General features: G+C 70.0%; 22 protein-coding genes and 1 pseudogene. 12 read left to right on the top strand and 11 right to left on the bottom strand.

What is annotated here, in order from left to right:
* Positions 1–15: 15 nt before the first annotated feature.
* The 4 genes from ABWO84_RS13890 to ABWO84_RS13905 all read right to left on the bottom strand — a co-directional run bounded on the left by ABWO84_RS13890 (position 16) and on the right by ABWO84_RS13905 (position 4,516).
* Entirely contained in the window at positions 16–1,611 is a 1,596-nt protein-coding gene (locus ABWO84_RS13890) for a hypothetical protein (RefSeq protein ID WP_353115546.1), read from the bottom strand.
* Positions 1,593–2,369 (bottom strand): ABC transporter ATP-binding protein, encoded by a 777-nt coding sequence (locus ABWO84_RS13895; RefSeq protein ID WP_353115548.1) that lies wholly within the window; start codon positions 2,367–2,369, stop codon positions 1,593–1,595. The genes ABWO84_RS13890 and ABWO84_RS13895 overlap by 19 nt, the downstream gene beginning before the upstream one ends.
* Before the next feature lie 61 nt (positions 2,370–2,430).
* Complete coding sequence (locus ABWO84_RS13900; RefSeq protein ID WP_502915418.1) at positions 2,431–3,093, bottom strand: potassium channel family protein; 663 nt, start codon at positions 3,091–3,093, stop codon at positions 2,431–2,433.
* A 1-nt stretch (position 3,094) separates the two neighbouring features.
* A complete protein-coding gene (locus ABWO84_RS13905; RefSeq protein WP_502915419.1) occupies positions 3,095–4,516 on the bottom strand; it encodes a TrkH family potassium uptake protein in 1,422 nt (473 codons plus the stop codon).
* Between the two features lie 95 nt (positions 4,517–4,611).
* Here ABWO84_RS13905 and ABWO84_RS13910 point away from each other — a divergent pair, with 95 nt between their 5' ends.
* Positions 4,612–5,022, top strand: coding sequence for an ArsR/SmtB family transcription factor (locus ABWO84_RS13910; protein ID WP_353115554.1), 411 nt, complete (start codon positions 4,612–4,614; stop codon positions 5,020–5,022).
* Here the strand turns inward: ABWO84_RS13910 and ABWO84_RS13915 are convergent.
* Both ABWO84_RS13915 and ABWO84_RS13920 read right to left on the bottom strand, forming a co-directional pair.
* Positions 5,019–5,846 carry an ABC transporter permease gene (locus tag ABWO84_RS13915; RefSeq protein ID WP_353115556.1) on the bottom strand — a complete coding sequence of 276 codons (828 nt, stop codon included), beginning with the start codon at positions 5,844–5,846 and terminating at the stop codon, positions 5,019–5,021. The two genes, ABWO84_RS13910 and ABWO84_RS13915, sit on opposite strands and share 4 nt — an antisense overlap.
* Positions 5,843–6,742: an ATP-binding cassette domain-containing protein gene (locus ABWO84_RS13920; protein WP_353115558.1), complete on the bottom strand. Its 900-nt coding sequence runs from the start codon at positions 6,740–6,742 to the stop codon at positions 5,843–5,845. Before ABWO84_RS13920 ends, ABWO84_RS13915 begins: the two co-directional genes overlap by 4 nt.
* Positions 6,743–6,825: 83 nt before the next feature.
* Between ABWO84_RS13920 and ABWO84_RS13925 the strand changes: the two genes are divergently transcribed.
* The 11 genes from ABWO84_RS13925 to ABWO84_RS13975 all read left to right on the top strand — a co-directional run bounded on the left by ABWO84_RS13925 (position 6,826) and on the right by ABWO84_RS13975 (position 15,747).
* Complete coding sequence (locus ABWO84_RS13925) at positions 6,826–7,749, top strand: TetR/AcrR family transcriptional regulator (RefSeq protein ID WP_353115560.1); 924 nt, start codon at positions 6,826–6,828, stop codon at positions 7,747–7,749.
* Positions 7,750–8,024: 275 nt separating this feature from the next.
* Entirely contained in the window at positions 8,025–8,216 is a 192-nt protein-coding gene (locus ABWO84_RS13930) for a helix-turn-helix domain-containing protein (RefSeq protein ID WP_353115562.1), read from the top strand.
* Positions 8,217–8,322: 106 nt separating this feature from the next.
* Positions 8,323–8,421 (top strand): 30S ribosomal protein bS22, encoded by a 99-nt coding sequence (locus ABWO84_RS13935; protein ID WP_003792170.1) that lies wholly within the window; start codon positions 8,323–8,325, stop codon positions 8,419–8,421.
* Between the two features lie 124 nt (positions 8,422–8,545).
* Positions 8,546–8,842, top strand: coding sequence for a rhodanese-like domain-containing protein (locus ABWO84_RS13940; RefSeq protein WP_353115564.1), 297 nt, complete (start codon positions 8,546–8,548; stop codon positions 8,840–8,842).
* Entirely contained in the window at positions 8,839–9,120 is a 282-nt protein-coding gene (locus ABWO84_RS13945; protein ID WP_353115566.1) for a glutaredoxin family protein, read from the top strand. The genes ABWO84_RS13940 and ABWO84_RS13945 overlap by 4 nt, the downstream gene beginning before the upstream one ends.
* Positions 9,117–9,419 carry a Dabb family protein gene (locus ABWO84_RS13950; RefSeq protein WP_353115568.1) on the top strand — a complete coding sequence of 101 codons (303 nt, stop codon included), beginning with the start codon at positions 9,117–9,119 and terminating at the stop codon, positions 9,417–9,419. The genes ABWO84_RS13945 and ABWO84_RS13950 overlap by 4 nt, the downstream gene beginning before the upstream one ends.
* Positions 9,420–9,540: 121 nt before the next feature.
* Positions 9,541–10,368 (top strand): basic amino acid ABC transporter substrate-binding protein, encoded by an 828-nt coding sequence (locus tag ABWO84_RS13955; protein WP_353115570.1) that lies wholly within the window; start codon positions 9,541–9,543, stop codon positions 10,366–10,368.
* A gap of 22 nt (positions 10,369–10,390) precedes the next feature.
* Entirely contained in the window at positions 10,391–11,182 is a 792-nt protein-coding gene (locus ABWO84_RS13960; protein ID WP_353115572.1) for an amino acid ABC transporter permease, read from the top strand.
* Positions 11,179–11,934, top strand: a complete 756-nt coding sequence (locus tag ABWO84_RS13965; protein ID WP_353115574.1) for an amino acid ABC transporter ATP-binding protein — start codon at positions 11,179–11,181, stop codon at positions 11,932–11,934. The genes ABWO84_RS13960 and ABWO84_RS13965 overlap by 4 nt, the downstream gene beginning before the upstream one ends.
* A 103-nt stretch (positions 11,935–12,037) precedes the next feature.
* The gene (locus ABWO84_RS13970; protein ID WP_353115576.1) at positions 12,038–13,342 is read left to right on the top strand and encodes an alpha/beta hydrolase; all 1,305 of its coding nucleotides are present in this window, start codon (positions 12,038–12,040) and stop codon (positions 13,340–13,342) included.
* The gene (locus ABWO84_RS13975) at positions 13,339–15,747 is read left to right on the top strand and encodes a phosphatidylglycerol lysyltransferase domain-containing protein (RefSeq protein ID WP_353115578.1); all 2,409 of its coding nucleotides are present in this window, start codon (positions 13,339–13,341) and stop codon (positions 15,745–15,747) included. The genes ABWO84_RS13970 and ABWO84_RS13975 overlap by 4 nt, the downstream gene beginning before the upstream one ends.
* Before the next feature lie 101 nt (positions 15,748–15,848).
* Here the strand turns inward: ABWO84_RS13975 and ABWO84_RS13980 are convergent, their stop codons facing one another.
* The 5 genes and pseudogenes from ABWO84_RS13980 to ABWO84_RS14000 all read right to left on the bottom strand — a co-directional run.
* On the bottom strand, positions 15,849–16,031 hold the full coding sequence (locus ABWO84_RS13980) for a YegP family protein (protein WP_353115580.1): 183 nt from the start codon (positions 16,029–16,031) through the stop codon (positions 15,849–15,851).
* A gap of 89 nt (positions 16,032–16,120) precedes the next feature.
* Positions 16,121–17,221 (bottom strand): ABC transporter ATP-binding protein, encoded by a 1,101-nt coding sequence (locus ABWO84_RS13985; protein ID WP_353115582.1) that lies wholly within the window; start codon positions 17,219–17,221, stop codon positions 16,121–16,123.
* Positions 17,218–18,015: an ABC transporter permease gene (locus tag ABWO84_RS13990; RefSeq protein ID WP_353115584.1), complete on the bottom strand. Its 798-nt coding sequence runs from the start codon at positions 18,013–18,015 to the stop codon at positions 17,218–17,220. Before ABWO84_RS13990 ends, ABWO84_RS13985 begins: the two co-directional genes overlap by 4 nt.
* Positions 18,012–18,926 carry an ABC transporter permease gene (locus tag ABWO84_RS13995; RefSeq protein WP_353115586.1) on the bottom strand — a complete coding sequence of 305 codons (915 nt, stop codon included), beginning with the start codon at positions 18,924–18,926 and terminating at the stop codon, positions 18,012–18,014. The genes ABWO84_RS13990 and ABWO84_RS13995 overlap by 4 nt, the downstream gene beginning before the upstream one ends.
* Positions 18,923–19,152: pseudogene (locus tag ABWO84_RS14000) on the bottom strand (ABC transporter substrate-binding protein); the annotation flags it as partial. The pseudogene ABWO84_RS14000 and the gene ABWO84_RS13995, both read right to left, overlap by 4 nt.

A 19,152-nucleotide genomic window follows, 5' to 3' on the forward strand; every position in this document is an offset into this window, starting at 1 on the left:
AGCCGGTTCCCGGCGCTACGATTCGCTCGCCACGTCGGCGAGCACCTCGGGCCACCGTTTGTCCAGGGCGCGTCCGCCGAGCAGCACGCCGCCCCACGCCACCGCACCGCCGATGAGCACCCCGCAGGCGAGGCTCACCCAGCCGAGCGGCGGGATCCACAGGGCCGCGATCGCGAAGCCGAACGCCGGAGCGCCGGCGATCCCTGCGATCGGCATCATCGCGAGCATCGCCACCAGTGACTGGGCGTTGCCCCCCGAACCCCGGCCGAAGGGGTTGGCCTCGGGGGCGGGCGCGCGTCCGGGAAGGTAGACGCCGAGCCAGGACCCCGCTCCCGCGGCGCTCGCGGAGAGGCCGATCGCCGCGCCGAGGCTCGCCGGGATCAGGTCGGCGCGTCCCGCCAGGAGCGCCGACGCGAGGCACAGCACGATCATCACCGGCACCACGATCACACCGAGACCGAGCAGACGGCCCGCGCGGTCGGCGGTGCCCCGCACGCCGGTGAGCACGTGGAGGGCGAGGGCGTCGTTGTCGTAGGCGAGCTCCATCTGGATGATCGAGCCGACCAGCAGGGCGATGATCGAGGGGATCAGCACGACGCCCGCGCTGAACGCCACCGCGCCGTCGCGCCGCATCTCGTTCATCACCATGACGCCGATCAGCAGTGCGGGCAGCAGCAGGAGCATCACGATGTTGATGGTGTGCCGTGGATCGCGCCGGGAGTACCGCACGGTGCGTGCGGCGATCGCGCCGGCCGGGGTCGCCGGCATGATCCGGTCGAGCAGGCCTCCGGAGCGCACGCGTCCGCCTCCGCTCCCCTGCACCGGGGAGACCAGCTGCGCGGCCAGCAGCGCGTACGCGGCAGCCCAGAGGAGGGCCACCGTCGCGAGGGTGATGAGCAGCCGCAGCAGCGCCACGAGCGGAGCTCCCTGCGCGAGCGCCGCCGGCACCCCGAACACCGCGCCGACCGGCGTCCAGGCGACGACCTGGGCGACGCCCTCGAGCACCGGCCCCGCCGCGGAGATGCCGGTGACGGCGTTGAGCGCGAGATTGACGAACAGGCCGGAGCAGGCGACCAGCAGTACGCCGAGGCTCAGCACCAGGTCGCGGGTGCGGCGGCGGGCCAGCCAGCGCGCGAGCACGCCGCTGATGACCCGGGCGCCGAGCACGCAGACGGCCAACCCCACCGGGACCATCACGAGCGCGGCGATCACCGCGCCGAGGTCCGCGGACCAGCCGATCAGCATCAGGAGCAGCGCGAGGGTCGTGCCGATGCCGCCGATCGTCGTGGCCCCGGCGACGACGAACCCCGGCAGCAGAGTGCGGGCCCCGACCGGGAGCAGGGCGAAGCGTTCCGGGGAGAGCGAGTCGTCGACGCTGACGAGCAGCGATCCGACCCACCAGCCGAGCACGATCACCGACCCCGCGAGCACCAGCACCGTCGGTGCGAGGCCCGGAGCCGCGATGCGCATCGCGCTGAGGCCGAAGGTCAACGCGGTGAGCAGGCCCGCGGCCCCCAGCCCGCCGAACACCAGCGTGACGATCATCCACGGGTTCCGCGCCAGCTGGTGTCCCAGCTGGCGCCACCGCAGGCCTACGAGGAGCGCAACCATGCCAGCGTCTCCGCGCCCAGCTCGTGGGCTCCGACCAGGTCGAGGAACCTCTGCTGCAGCGACATCCCGGCGCGCACCTCGTCGAGCGTGCCGTCGGCGAGCAGTCGCCCCTCGGCCATGATCGCCACGCGGTCGCACATCGACTCGACCAGCTCCATGACGTGGCTCGAGAGCACGACCGTGCCGCCCGCCGCGACGAAGCCCCGCAGGATCTGGCGGATCGTCTCGCCCGACACCGGGTCGACGGCCTCGAGCGGCTCGTCGAGGATCAGCAGCCGGGGCGCGTGGATGAGCGCGCAGGCGAGCCCGATCTTCTTCCGCATCCCCGCGGAGTAGTCCACGACCAGGGTGTCCCGCGCCTCGGCGAGGCCCAGCGCGTCGAGCAGCTCACCGGCGCGCGAGACGACGTCCGCCTCGGGCATCCCGCGCAGCAGTCCGCTGTAGCGCAGCAGCTCGGCGCCGGTCAGACGGTCGAGCATGCGCATCCCGTCGGGCAGCACGCCCATCCGCGCCTTCGCGGCGATCGGGTCCTGCCAGACGTCTGCGCCGAGCACCCACGCCGCGCCGGCGTCGGGGCGCAGCAGTCCCGTCGTCATCGCGAGCGTGGTCGTCTTGCCCGCGCCGTTCGGGCCGAGCAGCCCCAGCATCGTGCCGGCGGGCACGTCCAGCGACAGGTTCTCGACGGCGACCTTCTGTCCGAACTGCTTGCGCAGACCGCGCAGTGCGAGCACCGGCGGCGGGGGAGCGGGATCGATCATGCGTCACATCCCATCATGCGGCCGCGGGGTCGCGCATCCCCCTTCAGACGGACGCCGCGGCTCAGCGGTCGAGTCCGGCGAAGCGCTCGATGTCGCTGTTCGTGCCCGAGACGATGATGAGGTCGTGATTGGTGACGACGGTGTTCGCCTCCGCGTAGCGGAACGGCTTTCCCGGGCTCTTCACGCCCACCACGGTCACGTTGTACTTCGTGCGGACGCCCGACTCGTTCAGGCCGACGCCGCGGATGAACTTCGGCGGGTACATCTTGGCCAGCACGAAGTCGTCGTCGAAGCGGATGAAGTCGAGCATGCGCCCGCTGACGAGGTGCGCGACGCGCTCGCCGGCCTCGCGCTCGGGGTAGATCACGTGGTTCGCGCCGACCCGGGCCAGGATCTTGCCGTGCGACTGCGACACCGCCTTGGCCCAGATCTGGGGCACCTTCAGGTCGACGAGGTTGGCGGTGATGAGCACTGAGGCCTCGATGAGCGATCCGACGGCGACGACGGCCACCTGGAAGTCCTGTGCGCCGATCTGCCGCAGCGCGTCGATGTTGCGCGCATCCGCCTGCACGGTATGGGTGACCCGGTCGGACCACTTCTGCACCAGCTCGAGGTCGTCGTCGATCGCGAGCACCTCCCGGTCGAGGCGGTCGAGCTCGCCGGCGCAGGCGGCGCCGAAGCGGCCGAGCCCGATCACGAGAACCGGCGCGTCGCTCTGCAGCATGTCAACCAACGATCGGCCTTTCCACGGGCAGCGCGTAGAGCTGCGTGCGGGACGTCGCGGCGACCGCCGCGGCGAGTGTCACTGTACCAACGCGCCCCATGAAGATCGTCGCGGCGAGCACGTACGCTCCGGCGTCGGGGAGCTGCTCGGTCAGGCCGCTGCTGAGGCCGACCGTGCCGAAGGCGGAGATCACGTCGAAGAGCACGTCGATGATGGGCGCCTTGGTGATCTGGGCGATCGTGATGGTCGACAGCGCGACGATCGTGGCGCCCCAGGCGACGACGCTGAGCGCGACGCGCTGGACATCGCTGGGGATGCGGCGGCCGAACGCCTCGACGGACTGGCGGCCCTTCGCCTCGCTCCACACCGCGATCGCGAGCACCGCGAGCGTGGTCACCTTGATGCCGCCCGCGGTGGACGCCGATCCGCCGCCGACGAACATGAGCATGCACGCCGCGAGCAGCGAGGACCCGTTGAGGTCGCTCATGTCGATGACGTTGAACCCGCCGGAGCGCGTCATCGCCGAGAGGAAGAAGGCCTGGAACGTGGTGTCCCCGGCATCCATCGAGCCGAACGTGCGCGGATTGTCGAACTCGAGCACGAGGAAGACGATGGCGCCGAGCACGAAGAGGAGCACAGTGGTGACCAGCGTGAGCTTGGTGTGCAGCGACCAGCGCTTCACATGCCAGACGTGCTTGGCGAGCGTGTAGATCACCGGGAAGCCGATGCTGCCGAGGAACACGCCGGCCATCAGCAGGATGAGCACGAGGTAGTCGTCGGCGAACACCGCGACGCCGCCGTCGTTGGGGGCGAACCCGGTGTTCGTGAAGGACATCGCCGCGAAGTAGGGCGCCTCCCACAGTGCGGAGACAGGGTTGACCTTCGCCATGACCAGCGCGGGATAGAGGAGCACAGCGAGCGCCGCCTCGATGATGAGGGCGGACAGCGCGACGGTCTTGAGGAGCTGGCCGACCTCGCCGAGCCGCACGGTCTGGCTCTCGTTCACCACGCCGCCGTGGGCGCGCAGCGGGTTGGTGTCCCCGGCCGCCATGAGCTTGGCGCGCAGGCCGAGACGCTTCGAGATCGCCATGCCCATCAGCGAGGCGAGTGTCAGCACTCCGAGCCCGCCGATGTTCACGCCGACGAACACCACGCCGTGCCCGAACGCGGACCAGTGCGTCGACATGTCGACCGTGGTGAGCCCGGTGACGCAGATCGTCGACACGGCGGTGAAGAGCGCGTCGGAGAGTGGGGTCACCTCGCCGCTGGCCGAGGCGATCGGCAGCGAGAGCAGCCCGGTGAACAGGAGGATCAGCAGCGCGAACACCGTGATGGCGAAGCGCGAGGGCGACGAGGTGGTCAGGTGGCGGAACCAGGGGACCAGGCGGCGGAGGCCACGGCGCGGGGAGGATGCCGACAGCATGCCCGACATCGACCCTCCCACGACACGATCGTCCCGGCGCCTTTCGCCGAGCCCTCGTCATGGTACTCCGTGGCCGGTCGGACTACCCTGATGTCATGACCGACATCTTCGATGTGATCGCGGACGGCACGAGGCGCGACATCCTCCAGCTCCTCCTGCGTCGGTCATCAGAGGACGCCGACGGCACCAGCGTCACCGAGATCGTGAGCGAGCTGGGCGTGAGCCAGCCGACCGTCTCGAAGCACCTGAAGGTGCTGCGCGACGCCGAGCTGGTGACCGTGCGCGAGGACGGTCAGCGCCGGTTCTACAGCATCTCGATCGCGCCGCTGGAGCAGGTCGACGACTGGCTGGTGCCCTTCCTCGTCGACGCCTTCGGCGATCAGGCCCCCGACGTCGACTTCCTGCCGCTGCCCGAGGGCGCCGCGCACGCGGCCGAGGTGGTCGGCCGCGCGGCGGCGTCTGCGAAGCACGTGGTGACGACCGCGCTCAAGCGACTCGGCGCCTAGCGTGCCCGCCGCCTGCGGGTGAAGAGCCAGACTCCCCACAGCGCGGCGATCGCGATGATCAGCAGGCACCAGCCCACCGCCCATGCGGGCTCGGAACCGAGCGCGGTGCCCATGAGCAGCCCGCGGATGGTCTCGATGATCGGGGTGACCGGCTGGTGCTGTGCGATCCACTGCAGCCAGACGGGCATGGTGTCCACGGGGACGAAGGCGCTGGACAGGTACGGGACGAACATCAGGATGAACCCGTAGCCGCTGGCCGCCTCCGGGCTGCTCGCGGCGAGTCCGATCGCGGCGTAGAGGTAGGTGATCGCCAGGATGTAGAGCACGATCACCACCGCGGCGCCGAGCCAGCCGAGCAGGCCCGCCGAGGGGCGGAAGCCGAGGAGCAGTGCGACGCCGATGACCACCGCGGTCGCGACGAGGTTGCGCACCAGGCTGGCCACCACGTGTCCGGTGAGTACGGCTCCCGCGCGCAGCGGCATCGTGCGGAACCGGTCGATGATGCCGGTGGTCATGTCCCGGGAGACGTAGGTCGCCGTGGTGGCGGCGCCGAAGCCGGCGCAGAGCAGGATGATGCCGGGCACGACGTAGTCGACGTAGCTGCCGTCGGCCTCGAGCGCACCGCCGAAGACGAAGGTGAAGAGCAGCATCAGCGTCACGGGGAGCATGATCGACATGCTCAGCGACTCCCCGTCGCGCAGGGACTGGGTGAGGCTGCGCCGGACGAACACCCGCTCGGCGGTGGCGCCACGGAGGCGCGGGCGGGGGGCCGGGCGGCCGGAGGGGACGCGGGGCGGAACGGCCCGCAGGGCGGCGATGGTCATGCGATCTCCTTGTGGGCGAGGGGACGGGCGGGCCCGCCCGTCGAGGTGAGGCTGAGGAAGACGTCGTCGAGCGTCGGGCGGCGCAGCGACACGGATGCCACGGCGCCGGGGTCCTCGATGGCGTCGAGGGCGGCGCGGAGGCCTGCGATCGTGCCGTCGGTGGGGATCTCCGCGCTCTGCTCTCCGTCGTCGCCGTGGAGCACGAGCGTGTCGCTGCCGACCAGGGACTTCAGTTGGGCGGGGGTGCCGGTCTCCACGATGCGCCCGCCGTCGAGGATCGCGACGCGGTCGGCGAGGAGATCGGCCTCCTCGAGGTACTGCGTCGTGAGGAAGACCGTGGTGCCGGCGTCGGCGAGCGTGCGGATGACCTCCCAGAGGTCGAGGCGGCTGCGGGGGTCGACGCCTGTGGTCGGCTCGTCGAGGAACAGCACCTCGGGGACGACGACGAAGCTCAGCGCGAGGTCGAGGCGGCGGCGCATCCCGCCCGAGAAGGTCTTCACCCTTCGCGAGGCCGCGTCCGTCAGTGAGAAGCGCTCCAGCAGCTCCGTGGCGCGCTCCCGTGCCCGGCGGGTGCCGAGCCCGGAGAGGCGTCCCAGCATTACGAGGTTCTCGACCGCCGTGAGCATGTCGTCCACGGCGGCGCTCTGCCCCGTGAGCGCGATGCGGCGGCGCACCTCGACCTGCTGCGTGGCGACGTCGAAGCCCGCGACGCGCACGGTCCCCGCGGTGGGGGTGAGCAGTGTGGTGAGCACGGAGATGGCGGTGGTCTTCCCGGCGCCGTTGGGGCCGAGGAGGGCGTAGACCTCTCCGGGGGCGACGGTGAGATCGAGACCGGAGAGCACGGCATGAGGTCCGTAGGAGACCTGCAGGCCTTGTACGTCGATGGCGGGGGTCATCTCGGCATCCTTTCTGTGTATGTCCGAAACTGTTTATGACGCTAACACACTGTTTATGACGTACACAATCTATGATCGTGAACATGGATGACGCGGAACTGGAAGAGCTGCCACGCGGCATCGCCCTCGCCTGGGGCGTGGCCGCGAGCCCTCAGCGTGGGCCGAAGCGCGAGATGAGTGTGGAGCGGATCGTCGACGCCGCGGTCGAGCTCGCCGACGCCGAAGGGCTGGCCGCCGTCTCGATGGCCGCGGTCGCGGCGCGCCTCGGGTACACGCCGATGTCGCTTTACCGCTACATCAGCGCGAAGGACGACCTCGTGCTGCTCATGCAGGAGGCGGCGATCGGCACGCCGCCCCCGATCGAGGGTGAGAGCTGGCGCGCCCGTGTCGTCGCCTTCCACGATGCCCTCATGGCCGCGTATCTGTCGCACGCCTGGGTGATCGAGCTGCCGATCACCGGTGTCACGGCGACCCCGAACTCGGCGGCCTGGATGGACGCCGGGATCGCCGCCTTCGACGGGACGGCTCTCGGTGACGACGCCCGCCTCTCGCTCATGCTCCTGCTCACCGGCTATGCGCACTGGAGCGCCGGCGTGACCGCGGGCATGACGCGCCGGGCCGTCGCATCGGGGCGCGGCGTGGACGAGGTGAACCACGCCGAGGACGATCTGCTCGCGCGCCTCGTCACCCCCGACGAGTATCCGTCGCTGCACCGTGCGATCGCCGCGGGCGAGCTGTCTTCCGGCGGGGATCCGTTCCGCTTCGGGCTCGACCGGATCCTCGACGGGATCACGACGCACCTCGACCGTATCGAGCGAGGGGAGGTCGTGGCCGCGTCGCTTCCGGAGCCGGCCTCCGTCGACCCGGCCGTCGCAGCGGACAAGCGCGTGAAGACCGCGACCAAGGGCGTCCGCGAGGCCGAGAAGGCCCTGCGCGCCGCACAGAAGGCCGAGCGCCAGGCCCGCCGCGAGGCGCAGGAGCGGATCGAGCGCGCCAAGAGCGCCTGACCCCGCTCCCGAGCCCGAGCCCGCGCCCGCGCTCCTGCGTCCTGCCCCGCGCCTTGCGCCCCGCCCCTCCGCGTTGGGTGGGCCTCCGCGTTGGGTGGGCCCGTTGGGTGGTCAGTTTCGGCAGGAATTCCCCGCAAAACCTGCCGAAACTGACCACCCAATGGGAGGGGGCGGGCCATGGCCACTCTCGTCACATCATTCCCAGGAGCCACTCGGGTTTACATCCTTCGCGGCGTACCTCTAGAGTGTGCATCAGCAGAAAGGGGGTATGTGGGATGCCCGACGTTCCTGATGTCCGATTCCTGACGGTCGCTGAGGTCGCCGAGCTCATGCGCGTGTCGAAGATGACCGTCTACCGGCTCGTGCACTCCGGCGAGCTGCCCGCGATCCGATTCGGCCGCAGCTACCGCGTGCCCGAGTCGGCCGTGGCCGACGCCCTGCGACGACCGATCGCCGACGCCGGCTGAGCACACGTCCCGCTCGGGTTTGCTAGACTCATGCGGGGCATTTTTTCGTGCCCGTTCCCGGGTGTCCGCAACGCCGACGCCCAGCCCCTGACGTAAAGAGGTTTCCGTGGGTTCTGTCATCAAGAAGCGCCGCAAGCGCATGGCGAAGAAGAAGCACCGCAAGCTGCTTCGCAAGACTCGCCACCAGCGCCGCAACAAGAAGTAAGCGGCGAAGACACCGAGCGCCCCTGACACGAGTCATCCATGACCCGGGTCCACAGGGGCGCTTCGTGTCTGCCGCGCCGCACCATCGACCAGGCCGTGCGCACCGCGCACCGAGGAGTGACGACATGAAGTCCATCACCGTCGAGCAGCTCGCCGCCCGCGACGCCACGCCGCTCATCGACGTGCGCGAGCGCGACGAGTTCGCGGCGGGTCACGTGCCGGGCGCGGTCAACCTGCCGATGTCCGAGATCGGGAACCGGCTCGACGAGCTGCCGGACGAGGCCTTCGACGTGATCTGCCAGGCCGGCGGGCGTTCGGCCCGCGTGGTGCAGGCCCTCGAGGCCCGCGGATACGACGCCACCAACGTCGAGGGCGGAACCGGCGAGTGGATCGCCCAGGGCCGCGCGGTCGACGTGCCGTGACGACCCTCACGCTGATCGGCAAGCCCGACTGCCACCTCTGCGAGGTCGCCTCGGAGGTCGTCGACACCGTGGTCGCCGAGCTGCCCGATGCCGCGGCCGAGCGCCTCGAGATCGTCGAGGCCTCGATCGCCGAGGACCCCGCCCTGTATGAGCTGTGGTGGGAGAAGATCCCCGTCGTGCTGATCGACGGAGAGCTGCACGGGCACTGGCGGATCTCGCCGGACCGCCTGCGCACCGCCCTGGAAGAGAAGTTCCGTCGAGAGGACGAGCCGAGATGACGATCCGCCACGTGGTGATGTGGAAGCTGGCGAGCGAGGGCGGGCAGGAGCGCGCCGCGCAGGCCGCCGAGGTCGCACGCCGGCTCAACGCGCTGGAGGGCGTCGTCCCTCAGCTGCGTGCGATCAGTGCGGGGGCGAACTCGCTGTACGTCGGGGAGAACTGGGACGTCGTGCTGGTCGCCGACGTCGACACGCCCGAGGATCTCGAGGCCTATCAGGTGCACCCGGCGCACCAGGAGGCCGCGGCGTACATCCGCTCCGTCGTGGAATCCCGCGTCGCGGTGGACTTCGAGGTCTGAGCCGACCGCAATCCAATTGTGACCCGTGCGTGCCGCGCACCGGTCATGAGGCGGCGCCCGCCGTGACAGGATGAGTGCAACCCGACTCCCGGGGATCCGCAATTCATTACCTGGAGTGGACATGCAACGACGCAGCTCCGTCCTTCTCGCGACCGCTTTCGCGGCCGCGGCCGCCCTCGCGCTCGCCGGCTGCGCCGGCAACACCTCGCCCGGCGGCGACACCAAGCCGAGTTCCAGCGCGGCGGCCGACGACTACGGTCTGGTCGCGCCCGGCACGCTGACGGTGTGCTCCGACGTCCCCTACCCGCCGTTCGAGGTGGAGGACACCGGAAGCGAGAGCGGCTATTCGGGCTTCGACATCGACCTGCTGACCGCGATCGCGAAGAAGATCGACCTGAAGATCGCCGTGCTCGACGTCGACTTCGACCCGCTGCAGTCCGGGGCGACGCTCGTCGCAGGCACCTGCGACATCGGCGCCTCGGCGATGACGATCACCGCGGACCGTCAGAAGAACCTCGACTTCTCCGACCCCTACTACGACTCGCTGCAGTCGCTCCTGGTGCGCAAGGACTCGGGTATCAAGGGCATCGACGGCCTGTCCGGCAAGAGCGTCGGCGTGCAGCAGGGCACCACCGGTGAGAACTATGCGAAGGAGAACGCGAAGGGCGCGAACCTCGTGCAGTACCCCTCCGACGGGGAGCTCTGGCCGGCGATCCAGGCCGGGCAGATCGACGCGATCCTGCAGGATCAGCCGGTGAACTTCGAGCACGAGAAGGCCGACTCCGACTACAAGATCGTCGAGACCTTCAAGACCGACGAGCAGTACGGTTTCGCCTTCGCCAAGGGCAAGATGGACAAGCTGCGTGACGCGGTCAACGGCGCGCTGAAGCAGCTCAAGGACGACGGCGAGTACCAGAAGATCTACGACGCCTACTTCACCGCGAAGTAGGGGCCGGAGACGGGGAGCGGCAATGGCGCTGCGAAAGAGAACCCGGAGCAGGATCTACCAGGGGGCGGTCTACGTCATCCTGGCGGGTCTGCTGCTGTGGATGGTGCTGGCCACCGACTGGAAAACGGTCGCGGAGCAGTTCGCGAACCCCGAGGTCGTGGCGAAGATGCTCCCGGGCATCTTCACGGTCGCCCTGAAGAACACCGTGCTGTTCACCCTGGTCGCCTTCGTCGGCGGCCTGCTGCTGGGCATCGTGCTCGCTCTGATGAAGCTGTCGAGCGTCGGGCCGTTCCGGTGGATCGCGACGGTGTGGATCGAGCTGTTCCGCGGACTGCCCGCGCTGATGACGATCTTCGCCTTCACGTACATGCTGCCGATCGCGTTGAAGGTCAAGGTCCCCGGAGGCCCGGTGGTCGCCGGGCTCCTCGGCCTGATCGTGGTCTCGTCGGCGTACATGGCCGAGACGATCCGCGCCGGCATCCAGGCCGTGCCGAAGGGGCAGACCGAGGCGTCGCGCTCGCTGGGCATGTCGCCGATGAAGACGATGTTCTGGGTCGTGCTGCCGCAGGGCTTCCGGATCATCATCCCGCCGATGACGAACGAGTTCGTGCTCCTGCTGAAGGACACCTCGCTGCTGTTCATCGCCGGGTCGACCCCGCTCACCAAAGAGCTCACCACCTTCGCCCGGGACGGCCTGACCACCTACGCGAGCGCGACGCCGTTCGTGATGGCCGCCCTGCTGTACCTGGTGGTGACGATCCCGCTCACGCGCTTCGTGGCGTGGCTCGAACGACGGATGGCGAGAGAACGATGAGCACCGACCTGATCGACGTGAACGCTCCGGCCATCCAGGTGCTCGGGCTGTACAAGAGCTTCGGCGACAACGAGGTGCTCAGCGGCATCGACCTCACCGTGCTGGCAGGCGAGGTGGTCTGCATCATCGGCCCCAGCGGCTCGGGGAAGTCGACGCTGCTGCGCTCGGTGAACCTGCTGGAGCAGCCCACGGCGGGGAGCGTCCTCGTCGAGGGCATCGACATCACCGACCCGGACGCGGATCTCGACCGGGTGCGCACCCGCATCGGGATGGTGTTCCAGAGCTTCAACCTCTTCCCGCACATGACCGTGCTGGGCAACCTCACGCTCGCGCAGCGGCGCGTGAAGAAGCGTTCGAAGGAGGAGGCGGAGCGGATCGCGCGGGAGATGCTCGCCCGGGTCGGCCTCGCCGAGAAGGCCGACGCGTATCCGAGTCACCTGTCCGGCGGGCAGCAGCAGCGCGTCGCGATCGCGCGGGCGCTGTGCATGAACCCCGACATGATGCTCTTCGACGAGCCGACCTCGGCGCTCGACCCCGAACTCGTCGGCGAGGTGCTGCAGGTCATGCGCCGGCTCGCCGACGAGGGGATGACGATGCTCGTCGTCACCCACGAGATGGGATTCGCCCGCGAGGTCGGATCGCGTCTCATCTTCATGGCGGACGGCGGCATCGTCGAGGAGGGGGATCCCCGCGAGGTGCTGGCGAATCCACGGCATCAGCGCACGAAGGACTTCCTGTCGCAGGTTCTCTGAGATCTCAAAGCAGACCCTGGGGAAACGCCGAGCGGATGCGAAGAGAGCAGGCCATACGATGATCCATGCGCGGAGGATCTGACCCGCGGGGATCGAGGGGGTCATGCTCAACTGGCTGCTGTCGCTCGACATCATCGGCGGACCTCTTCCGTGGATCGTGTGGGGTCTCGGTCTGCTCGGCGCCGTGCTGCTGCTCGTGCGCAGGCCGACCGTGCCGCGGGTGCGCCGGACGACCATCGGCTTGCTCACCGGTGGACTGGTCGGCTACGGAGCGTGCGCGCTGTCGGACGCCCTGAACGTCTTCGGCACCCCGCTGCCGCCGGAGACCCGCTGGTGGGCTGCGGGCAGCTTCGCCGCGATCGGCCTCGCCGTCGTGAACCTGTGGGACTCGAAGCTCTGGCGCAAGCTCGTCGCCGTCGTGTCGATCGTCCTCGCCGGCCTCTCGGCGACGATCGGCATCAATGCGGCATACGGGCTGGACACCACGGTCGGCGACTTCCTCGAGATCTCCACCCTCAAGACGGCCACGTCGTTCGCCGATCCGCTGCCGACGCACGCCGCGGAGACCCTGCCGCTCTACACCTCGTGGAAGCCTCCGGCGGACATGCCGAAGCACGGCGAGGTGCGGCTGCTCGCCGCCGGCACGAAGATCCCCTCGAGTGCGGGATTCGTTCCGCGTGACGCGTCGATCTACCTCCCGCCGGCCGCGCTGGTGAAGGATCCGCCGGCGCTGCCCGTCGTCGTCCACATGATGGGTCTACCCGGCAGCCCGTCCCCGAACCGGCTGCAGCCGGTGCTCGACCAGTTCGCCGCCGCGCACGACGGCCTTGCGCCGATCGTGATCATCGCCGACCAGCTCGGCTCGTCGGAGCAGAACCCCGGCTGCGTCGACTCGAAGGCGTTCGGCGGGGTGTCGACCTACTTCAACAAGGACATCCCGGACTACATCCGCACCCACCTGCGCGTGCTGCCCTCGTCGAAGTACTGGACGATCAGCGGTTACTCCAACGGCGGCGCCTGCTCGTTCCTGTACGGCGCCGAGCATCCCGAGGTCTGGGGCTCCTTCGCCAGCATCTCCGGTGAGGAGTGGGCCGGTATGGAGGATCCCGGCCCGGTGCTGAGCCGCGTGTACGGCGGAAGCCGGGAGAAGTTCGACGCGAACAAGCCGGAGAACATCCTGCTGCGCCACCCCGGCGCGTACAAGGACCACGCCGCCGTGTTCACGGTCGGCGCCAACGACCACCGGTACGGAAAGCACGCGACCTCGGGGGCTGAGCACGCCAGAACCGCCGGCTTCGTGACCACCCTCACCGCCCTGCCCGGTGACGGCCACGTCGGAGCCGCCTTCGTCGACGGGCTGACCGAGGAGCTGAACGTGCTCGCGCCGCTCTGGGGGCTCGCCCCATGATCGGCCGTGCGGTCGCCTACCTCCGCTCCCATCCGTTCTCCACCTCGTTCGCCGTTCTGGTCGTCCTCACCGGGCTGATCTTCCGCACGGTCGCCGGCGCCCATCCGTTCTGGCTCGCCGCGAGCCCCACGGCGGCGAGCGACGGCATGTGGTGGACGGTGCTCACGTCGCTGATCGTCCCCGATTCGCTGATAGAGCTGCTGCTCAGCGTGGTCTTCGCGCTGACGGTGCTCTGCTACGCCGAGCGCCTCCTCGGCTCGCTGCGCTGCCTGGCCGTCGCGGCGTTCACTGGCGTGATCGGCGTGCTCGGGGGGATCGCCGTGCAGGCGATCGCGGAGTCGCAGGGCCAGGTGTGGGCGCGGGCCGCCGGCCTGGTCCTCGATCCGCCGGTCGCGATGATCGGCGCCGTGATGGCCGCGAGCGCCTTCGCCCCCGTGCTCTACAGGCGGCGCATCCGGCTGATCGGCTTCGCGCTGCTGCTGATGTTCTGCCTCTACGGCGGCGACGCCGACAACCTGTACCGGCTCGTGGCGGCCGTGATCGGCCTCGGCGTCGGGGCCCTCCTCTCCCACGGGCGGGCGCGGCAGCCGTGGCACCGCAGCTCCTACGGTGAGGTGCGCACGCTGATCGCGGTGATCGTCGCGGTGACCGGGCTGGGTCCGGCGATCGTGCTGCTCACCGGCGTCGGGATCGGCCCGCTGTCGCCCGTGGTCGCGGGGCTCCGTGGGATCGACGTCGGCCAGGTGCTCACCCACTGCAGCGGACGGATCACCACGCACTGCGCGACGAACTTCGGCTCCGGGGCCAAGCCGCTGCTGATGAGCCTCGTACCCCTGGTGCTCGGCGTCATCGCCGCCATCGGCCTGCGCTACGGACGCCGCGCCGCCTGGGTGCTCGCGATCATCGTCAACGCCTCGATGGCCCTGCTGATCGCTCTGAGCATGGGTGCGAACGACATCCGCCACCCGATCGAACTCGCCGCCCTCAACCGCGCCTTCCCGGGCTTCGCGGTGGTCGCCGTGGCGATCCCGGTGCTCGTGTGCCTGCTGCTCATCCTCACACGGCGCCGCTTCGACGTGCGGGTCACCCGTCGCGCCGTGTGGCGGTTCACCGCCACGGTACTCATCGCCCTGGTGGTGCTCGCCGCCGTCGACGTGGTCCTCGTCGTCAGCTCGGGCGGGCATCTGGGCTTCGCCCTTCTCGACTCGGTGCGGCGCTTCCTCCCCGTCGGGTTCGGCTACGGCAATCCGTCGGCCGGCCTGCACGGCGTGGCGCGGGCAGTGCGCGGAGCGCTGGGACCGGTGTTCTGGGGCGTCTTCGCGGTCGCCATGCTGCGTCTGCTGATGGCCCGAGACGCGGCGGCCGCGGCCACGGAGACGGATCGGTACCGCGAGCTGCTGCGCACGCGCAGCGGCACCCTCGGCTTCCTCGGCACCTGGGCGGGCAACCGGCACTGGTTCACCCCGAACGGTCGAGGCGCCGTGGCGTATCGGCTGATCAGCGGAATCGCTGTCACGGTCGGAGACCCGATCGGCGAGGACCCGGAGGCGACCGCGCGCGGATTCGTCGACCACTGCGATCAGCGCGGATGGGTCCCAGTGTTCTACAGCGTGCACGCCGATCTGCTCACGGTGCTCCGCGAGTTCGGATGGTCGCACATGCCCGTCGGCGAGGAGACGGTCGTGCGGCTGGAGAGCTTCTCGCTCGAGGGCAAGGCCTGGACGAAGGTGCGGCAGCCGTACCGGCGCGCCGGACGCGACGGCCTGCACACGGAGTGGACCCACTGGAAAGATCTGTCACCGGTGCGCGTCGCGCAGATCGAGGCCCTCAGCGAGCAGTGGATCGCGGAGAAGGCGCTCCCCGAGATGGGCTTCACCCTCGGGGGCATCGACGAGCTGAAGGACCCGGAGACCGCGCTCATGCTGGCGATCGGCCCGGAGGGCGAGCTGCAGGCCATCACCAGCTGGCTGCCGGTGCAGGAGAACGGCGCGATCATCGGGTGGACCCTGGACTTCATGCGCCGGGCCGATGCGTCGATGTCGGGCGTCATGGAGTTCGTCATCGCCTCGGCGGCCATGCAGATGAAGGCCGACGGCGCGACGATCATGAGCCTGTCCGGGGCTCCGCTCGCGCAGGCCCCCACGGAGGACGGCGAATCCGAGTCGGAGCAGATGGACGAGTTCCTCGCCTGGCTCGGCGGGGCCCTCGAGCCGGCCTACGGCTTCCGCTCCCTGCTGCGCTTCAAGGCGAAGTTCAACCCCGAGTATCACTCCCTGCACATGGCCTACGCCGACCCGGGGCAGCTCGCCTCGATCGGCTGGGCCGTCGCGCGGGCCTATCTCCCTCGCGTCACGCCGAAGGAGTATGTGGCGCTCGCCCGCACGCTGTCCGGCGCCGAGAACTGAGCCCGGCCGGAGGGACCGATCGCCGGACACGGATCGAGGGCCCGGGATCGGCGTGACGCCGGCCCGGGCCCTCGATGTCAGGTCTCGTGCGAACGAGCAGATCAGTTCTCGACTTCGACGACCTCGGCGTCGGCGGCGTTGCGGCGCACCGAGTCGATGCCGTTCAGCGCACCGGACTTCGACGCATAGCCCTGGCCGGTGGCGATGATCTCGCCGTTGCCCGCCTTGAGCCGGAAGCGCCAGTCGCCGCCCTTGTCCTCGTACAACTCGAACTTGCCTGCCATGAGGCATCCTTTCTCTTGACCCGAGGGAGTGATGCCCCTCGGGATCACGGTAGCCCTCCGCCGCCGCGGGAGGAAGAGCGGAGGGGGAATCAGCCCCGTGCGTGGGCGATCACCGCGGAGGGCAGCAGCGTCAGACGCACCGCATCTCCGTATGCGGGGCTGAGGTCGGGTGAGTGCTGCACCGTCACGCGCTCGCCGCGCTCAGTGAGGACGACCGTCCGCCGCATGCTGCCGAGGAAGGTCGACTCCTGCACGGTCGCGGAGACCGCGGAGTCCGCACCTTCGGCGGCAAAGACGACGTTCTCCGGGCGGAGGTACACGTCGACGGGGCCGGTGACCTCGTTCCGGAGGGGGAGCGTACGTCCCCACACCACCACGCTTCCGCCGTCGGCGACGCCCTCGACGATGCTCGACAGTCCGACGAAGCCCGCGACGCCGGCGGTGCGCGGCCGGCTGTAGAGCTCCTCCGGCGTGCCGATCTGCTCGATGCGCCCCGCGTCCATCACGGCGATCCGGTCGGAGACGGCCAGCGCCTCCTCCTGGTCGTGGGTGACGAACACCGTGGTGATGCCGAGGCGCAGCTGCAGCCGTCGGATCTCGTCGCGCAGCTGCACGCGGACCTTCGCGTCGAGGGCGGACAGCGGCTCGTCGAGCAGCAGCACCCGGGGCTCGGTGACCAGGGCTCGCGCGAGCGCGACGCGCTGCTGCTGGCCGCCGGAGAGCTGATGCGGGAACTTGTCCGCGTGCGCCTCAAGCCCGACGAGCGCCAGTGCGTCCCGTGCCCGCTCCGTCGCCTCCGCCTTCCCGACCCGTCGCCGGCGCAGGCCGAATGCGGTGTTGTCGACGACGCGCAAATGGGGGAACAGCGAGTACGACTGGAAGACCATCCCGATGTCGCGCTTGTTGGTCGGCACCCGCGACACGTCGGATCCGCCGAGCAGCACCGAGCCCTCGTCCGCGCCCTCGAGCCCGGCCAGCACCCGCAGCAGCGTCGTCTTGCCGCAGCCCGAGGGGCCGAGCAGCGAGACGAACTCGCCCGGTGCGATGTCGAGGTCGACACCGTGCAGCACGCGGTTGCCGCCGTAGCTCTTGACGATGCTGCCGAGCTGCACCCGGGTGCCTGCGCCGGCTTCGGCGAGCAGCAGGTTGTCCTCGGTGCGGGGGAGGGGGTGGGGGTGGGCGGAGGTCATGAGTCGGCCTTTCCGGACCGGTCGCGGGCGGCGAGTCCGATCACGAGGAGGAGCAGGAAGCAGAACGCCAGAGCCATGAGCGTGAACATCGCCGGGGCGAACGCGTCCTGCTTCTGCACGACCACGAGGGCCGTCTGGAGCACCTGTCGGTTGAGGAGGGATGCGATGGTGAACTCGCCGAGCACGACGGCGATCGAGATGAGCGACGCGGAGAGCAGACCCTGGCGCAGGTTCGGCGCGAGCACGCGCAGCACCACCGTCGGCCAGCTCGCGCCGAGGGATCGTGCGGCCTCGCTGAGGGTGCGCATGTCCACCGCATCCATCGAGGCCTGGATCGACCGGTAGGCGAAGGGCAGCACCGTGACGCCGTAGGCGAAGGCCAGCGTCCAGGCTCCCGTGCCGAGCGCGCGGCCGATCTGCAGGTAGATCGGGGACAGGCCGACCACGAGCACGATCGCGGGGATCGAGATCGGCAGCAGCGCCACGAACTCGAACAGCGGACGCAGCCGGGGGAAGCGCAGGTTCACCAGCACCATGGTCGGCGCCAGGAGGAACAGCACGATCACGACGGTCACGACGGCGAGCTGCAGCGAGTTGCCGAGGCCCTGCCAGATCGGCGCGAAGACCGCGGACTGCTTCGGGTCTGCGAGCGCCGCCCAGTGCACGCCGCTGAACCCTCCGGCGGGATCGCGGAACGTGTAGAGCAAGGTGCTGAGCAGCGGGACGGCGAAGAGGCCGCCGACCACGATGCCGATGATCCAGCGCGTGGTGCGCGAGGGGGCGATCCGGTTCACGACTGCCACCTCGCCGCCCGGCGCTGGATGAGCGAGTACAGCCACATGACCGCTCCGACCACGACGATCATGCCGAACGCCAGCGCCCCCGCGAGGTTCTCGCGTCCGAGGACGGTCTCGCTGGTGAGCGCGGTGCGGATCTGCAGCGGCACGATCTGCGAGCCCTGGCTGGCGAGGGCCGCCGCCGTCGCGTAGGAGGAGAAGGCGTTGGCGAACAGGAGCAGGAAGCTCGCGAGGAACGAGGGCGCGAGCACGGGGATGCCGATCCGCAGCCAGAAGCTGCCGCGGGTGCCGCCGAGCGTGAGGTTCGCCTCGGCCCACTGGGGGCGCAGGGCGGAGAGCGCGGGCATGAACGTGATGACCATCAGCGGGATCTGGAAGTACATGTACGGCAGGAAGAGTCCGGGGAGCTCGTAGATCCACGGACCGCCGGCGAAGATCTCGATGCCGAACGCGTCCTTCAGGAAGAGGGTGATGACGCCCTGCAGGCCCATGGTCGCGATGAACGCGAAGGCGAGCATGACACCGCCGAACTGGGCGAGTACGCCCGCGACGGCGTCGACCACGGTGCGGACCCCGCCGTCGGGGCGCAGCCCGAGGAGCGCGTAGCAGACGGCCGCGCCGACGAGGGCGCCGACCACGGAGGTCGCCAGCGACAGCCAGGCGGAGTTGCCGAAGGTGGTGAGCACGACGGGGTCGCCGAGTGCGGCGAGGTTGCTCCACGTGAACGAGCCGTCGCGGGTGAACAGCCCGTTCAGCAGCGCGAGCACGGTGGGGAGCGCGAGGAAGAGCAGCACGTAGACGGCGAAGGGCGCCAGGCCCAGCCAGGCGCCGATGCCGGAACGGGACGAGCCGCGTCGGGCCGGAGCGGTGCGCTCCGACCCGACGCGTGCGGGAGAGGCGACGGTCACTGAATCGCCGCGGCCCACTTCTCGCCGAGCAGCTTGCCGGCGGCCGTGCTCTGCTTCTCGGTCGGGACGACCGTGTCGGCGGGGGCCTTCGGGAGCGCGTCGGCGAGGCTGGCGTCGATCGTGCCGGCCTTGGTCATCGCCTCCATGCGCACCGGGCGGGCGCCGCCCTTGAGCCAGAGGTTCTGCACCTCGTCGCTGTAGAGGAACTCCTGCCACAGGCGGGCCG

Origin of the sequence: Microbacterium sp. (genome assembly GCF_040394595.1) — a bacterium.
In the GTDB taxonomy this organism is placed as follows: Bacteria; Actinomycetota; Actinomycetes; order Actinomycetales; family Microbacteriaceae; genus Microbacterium.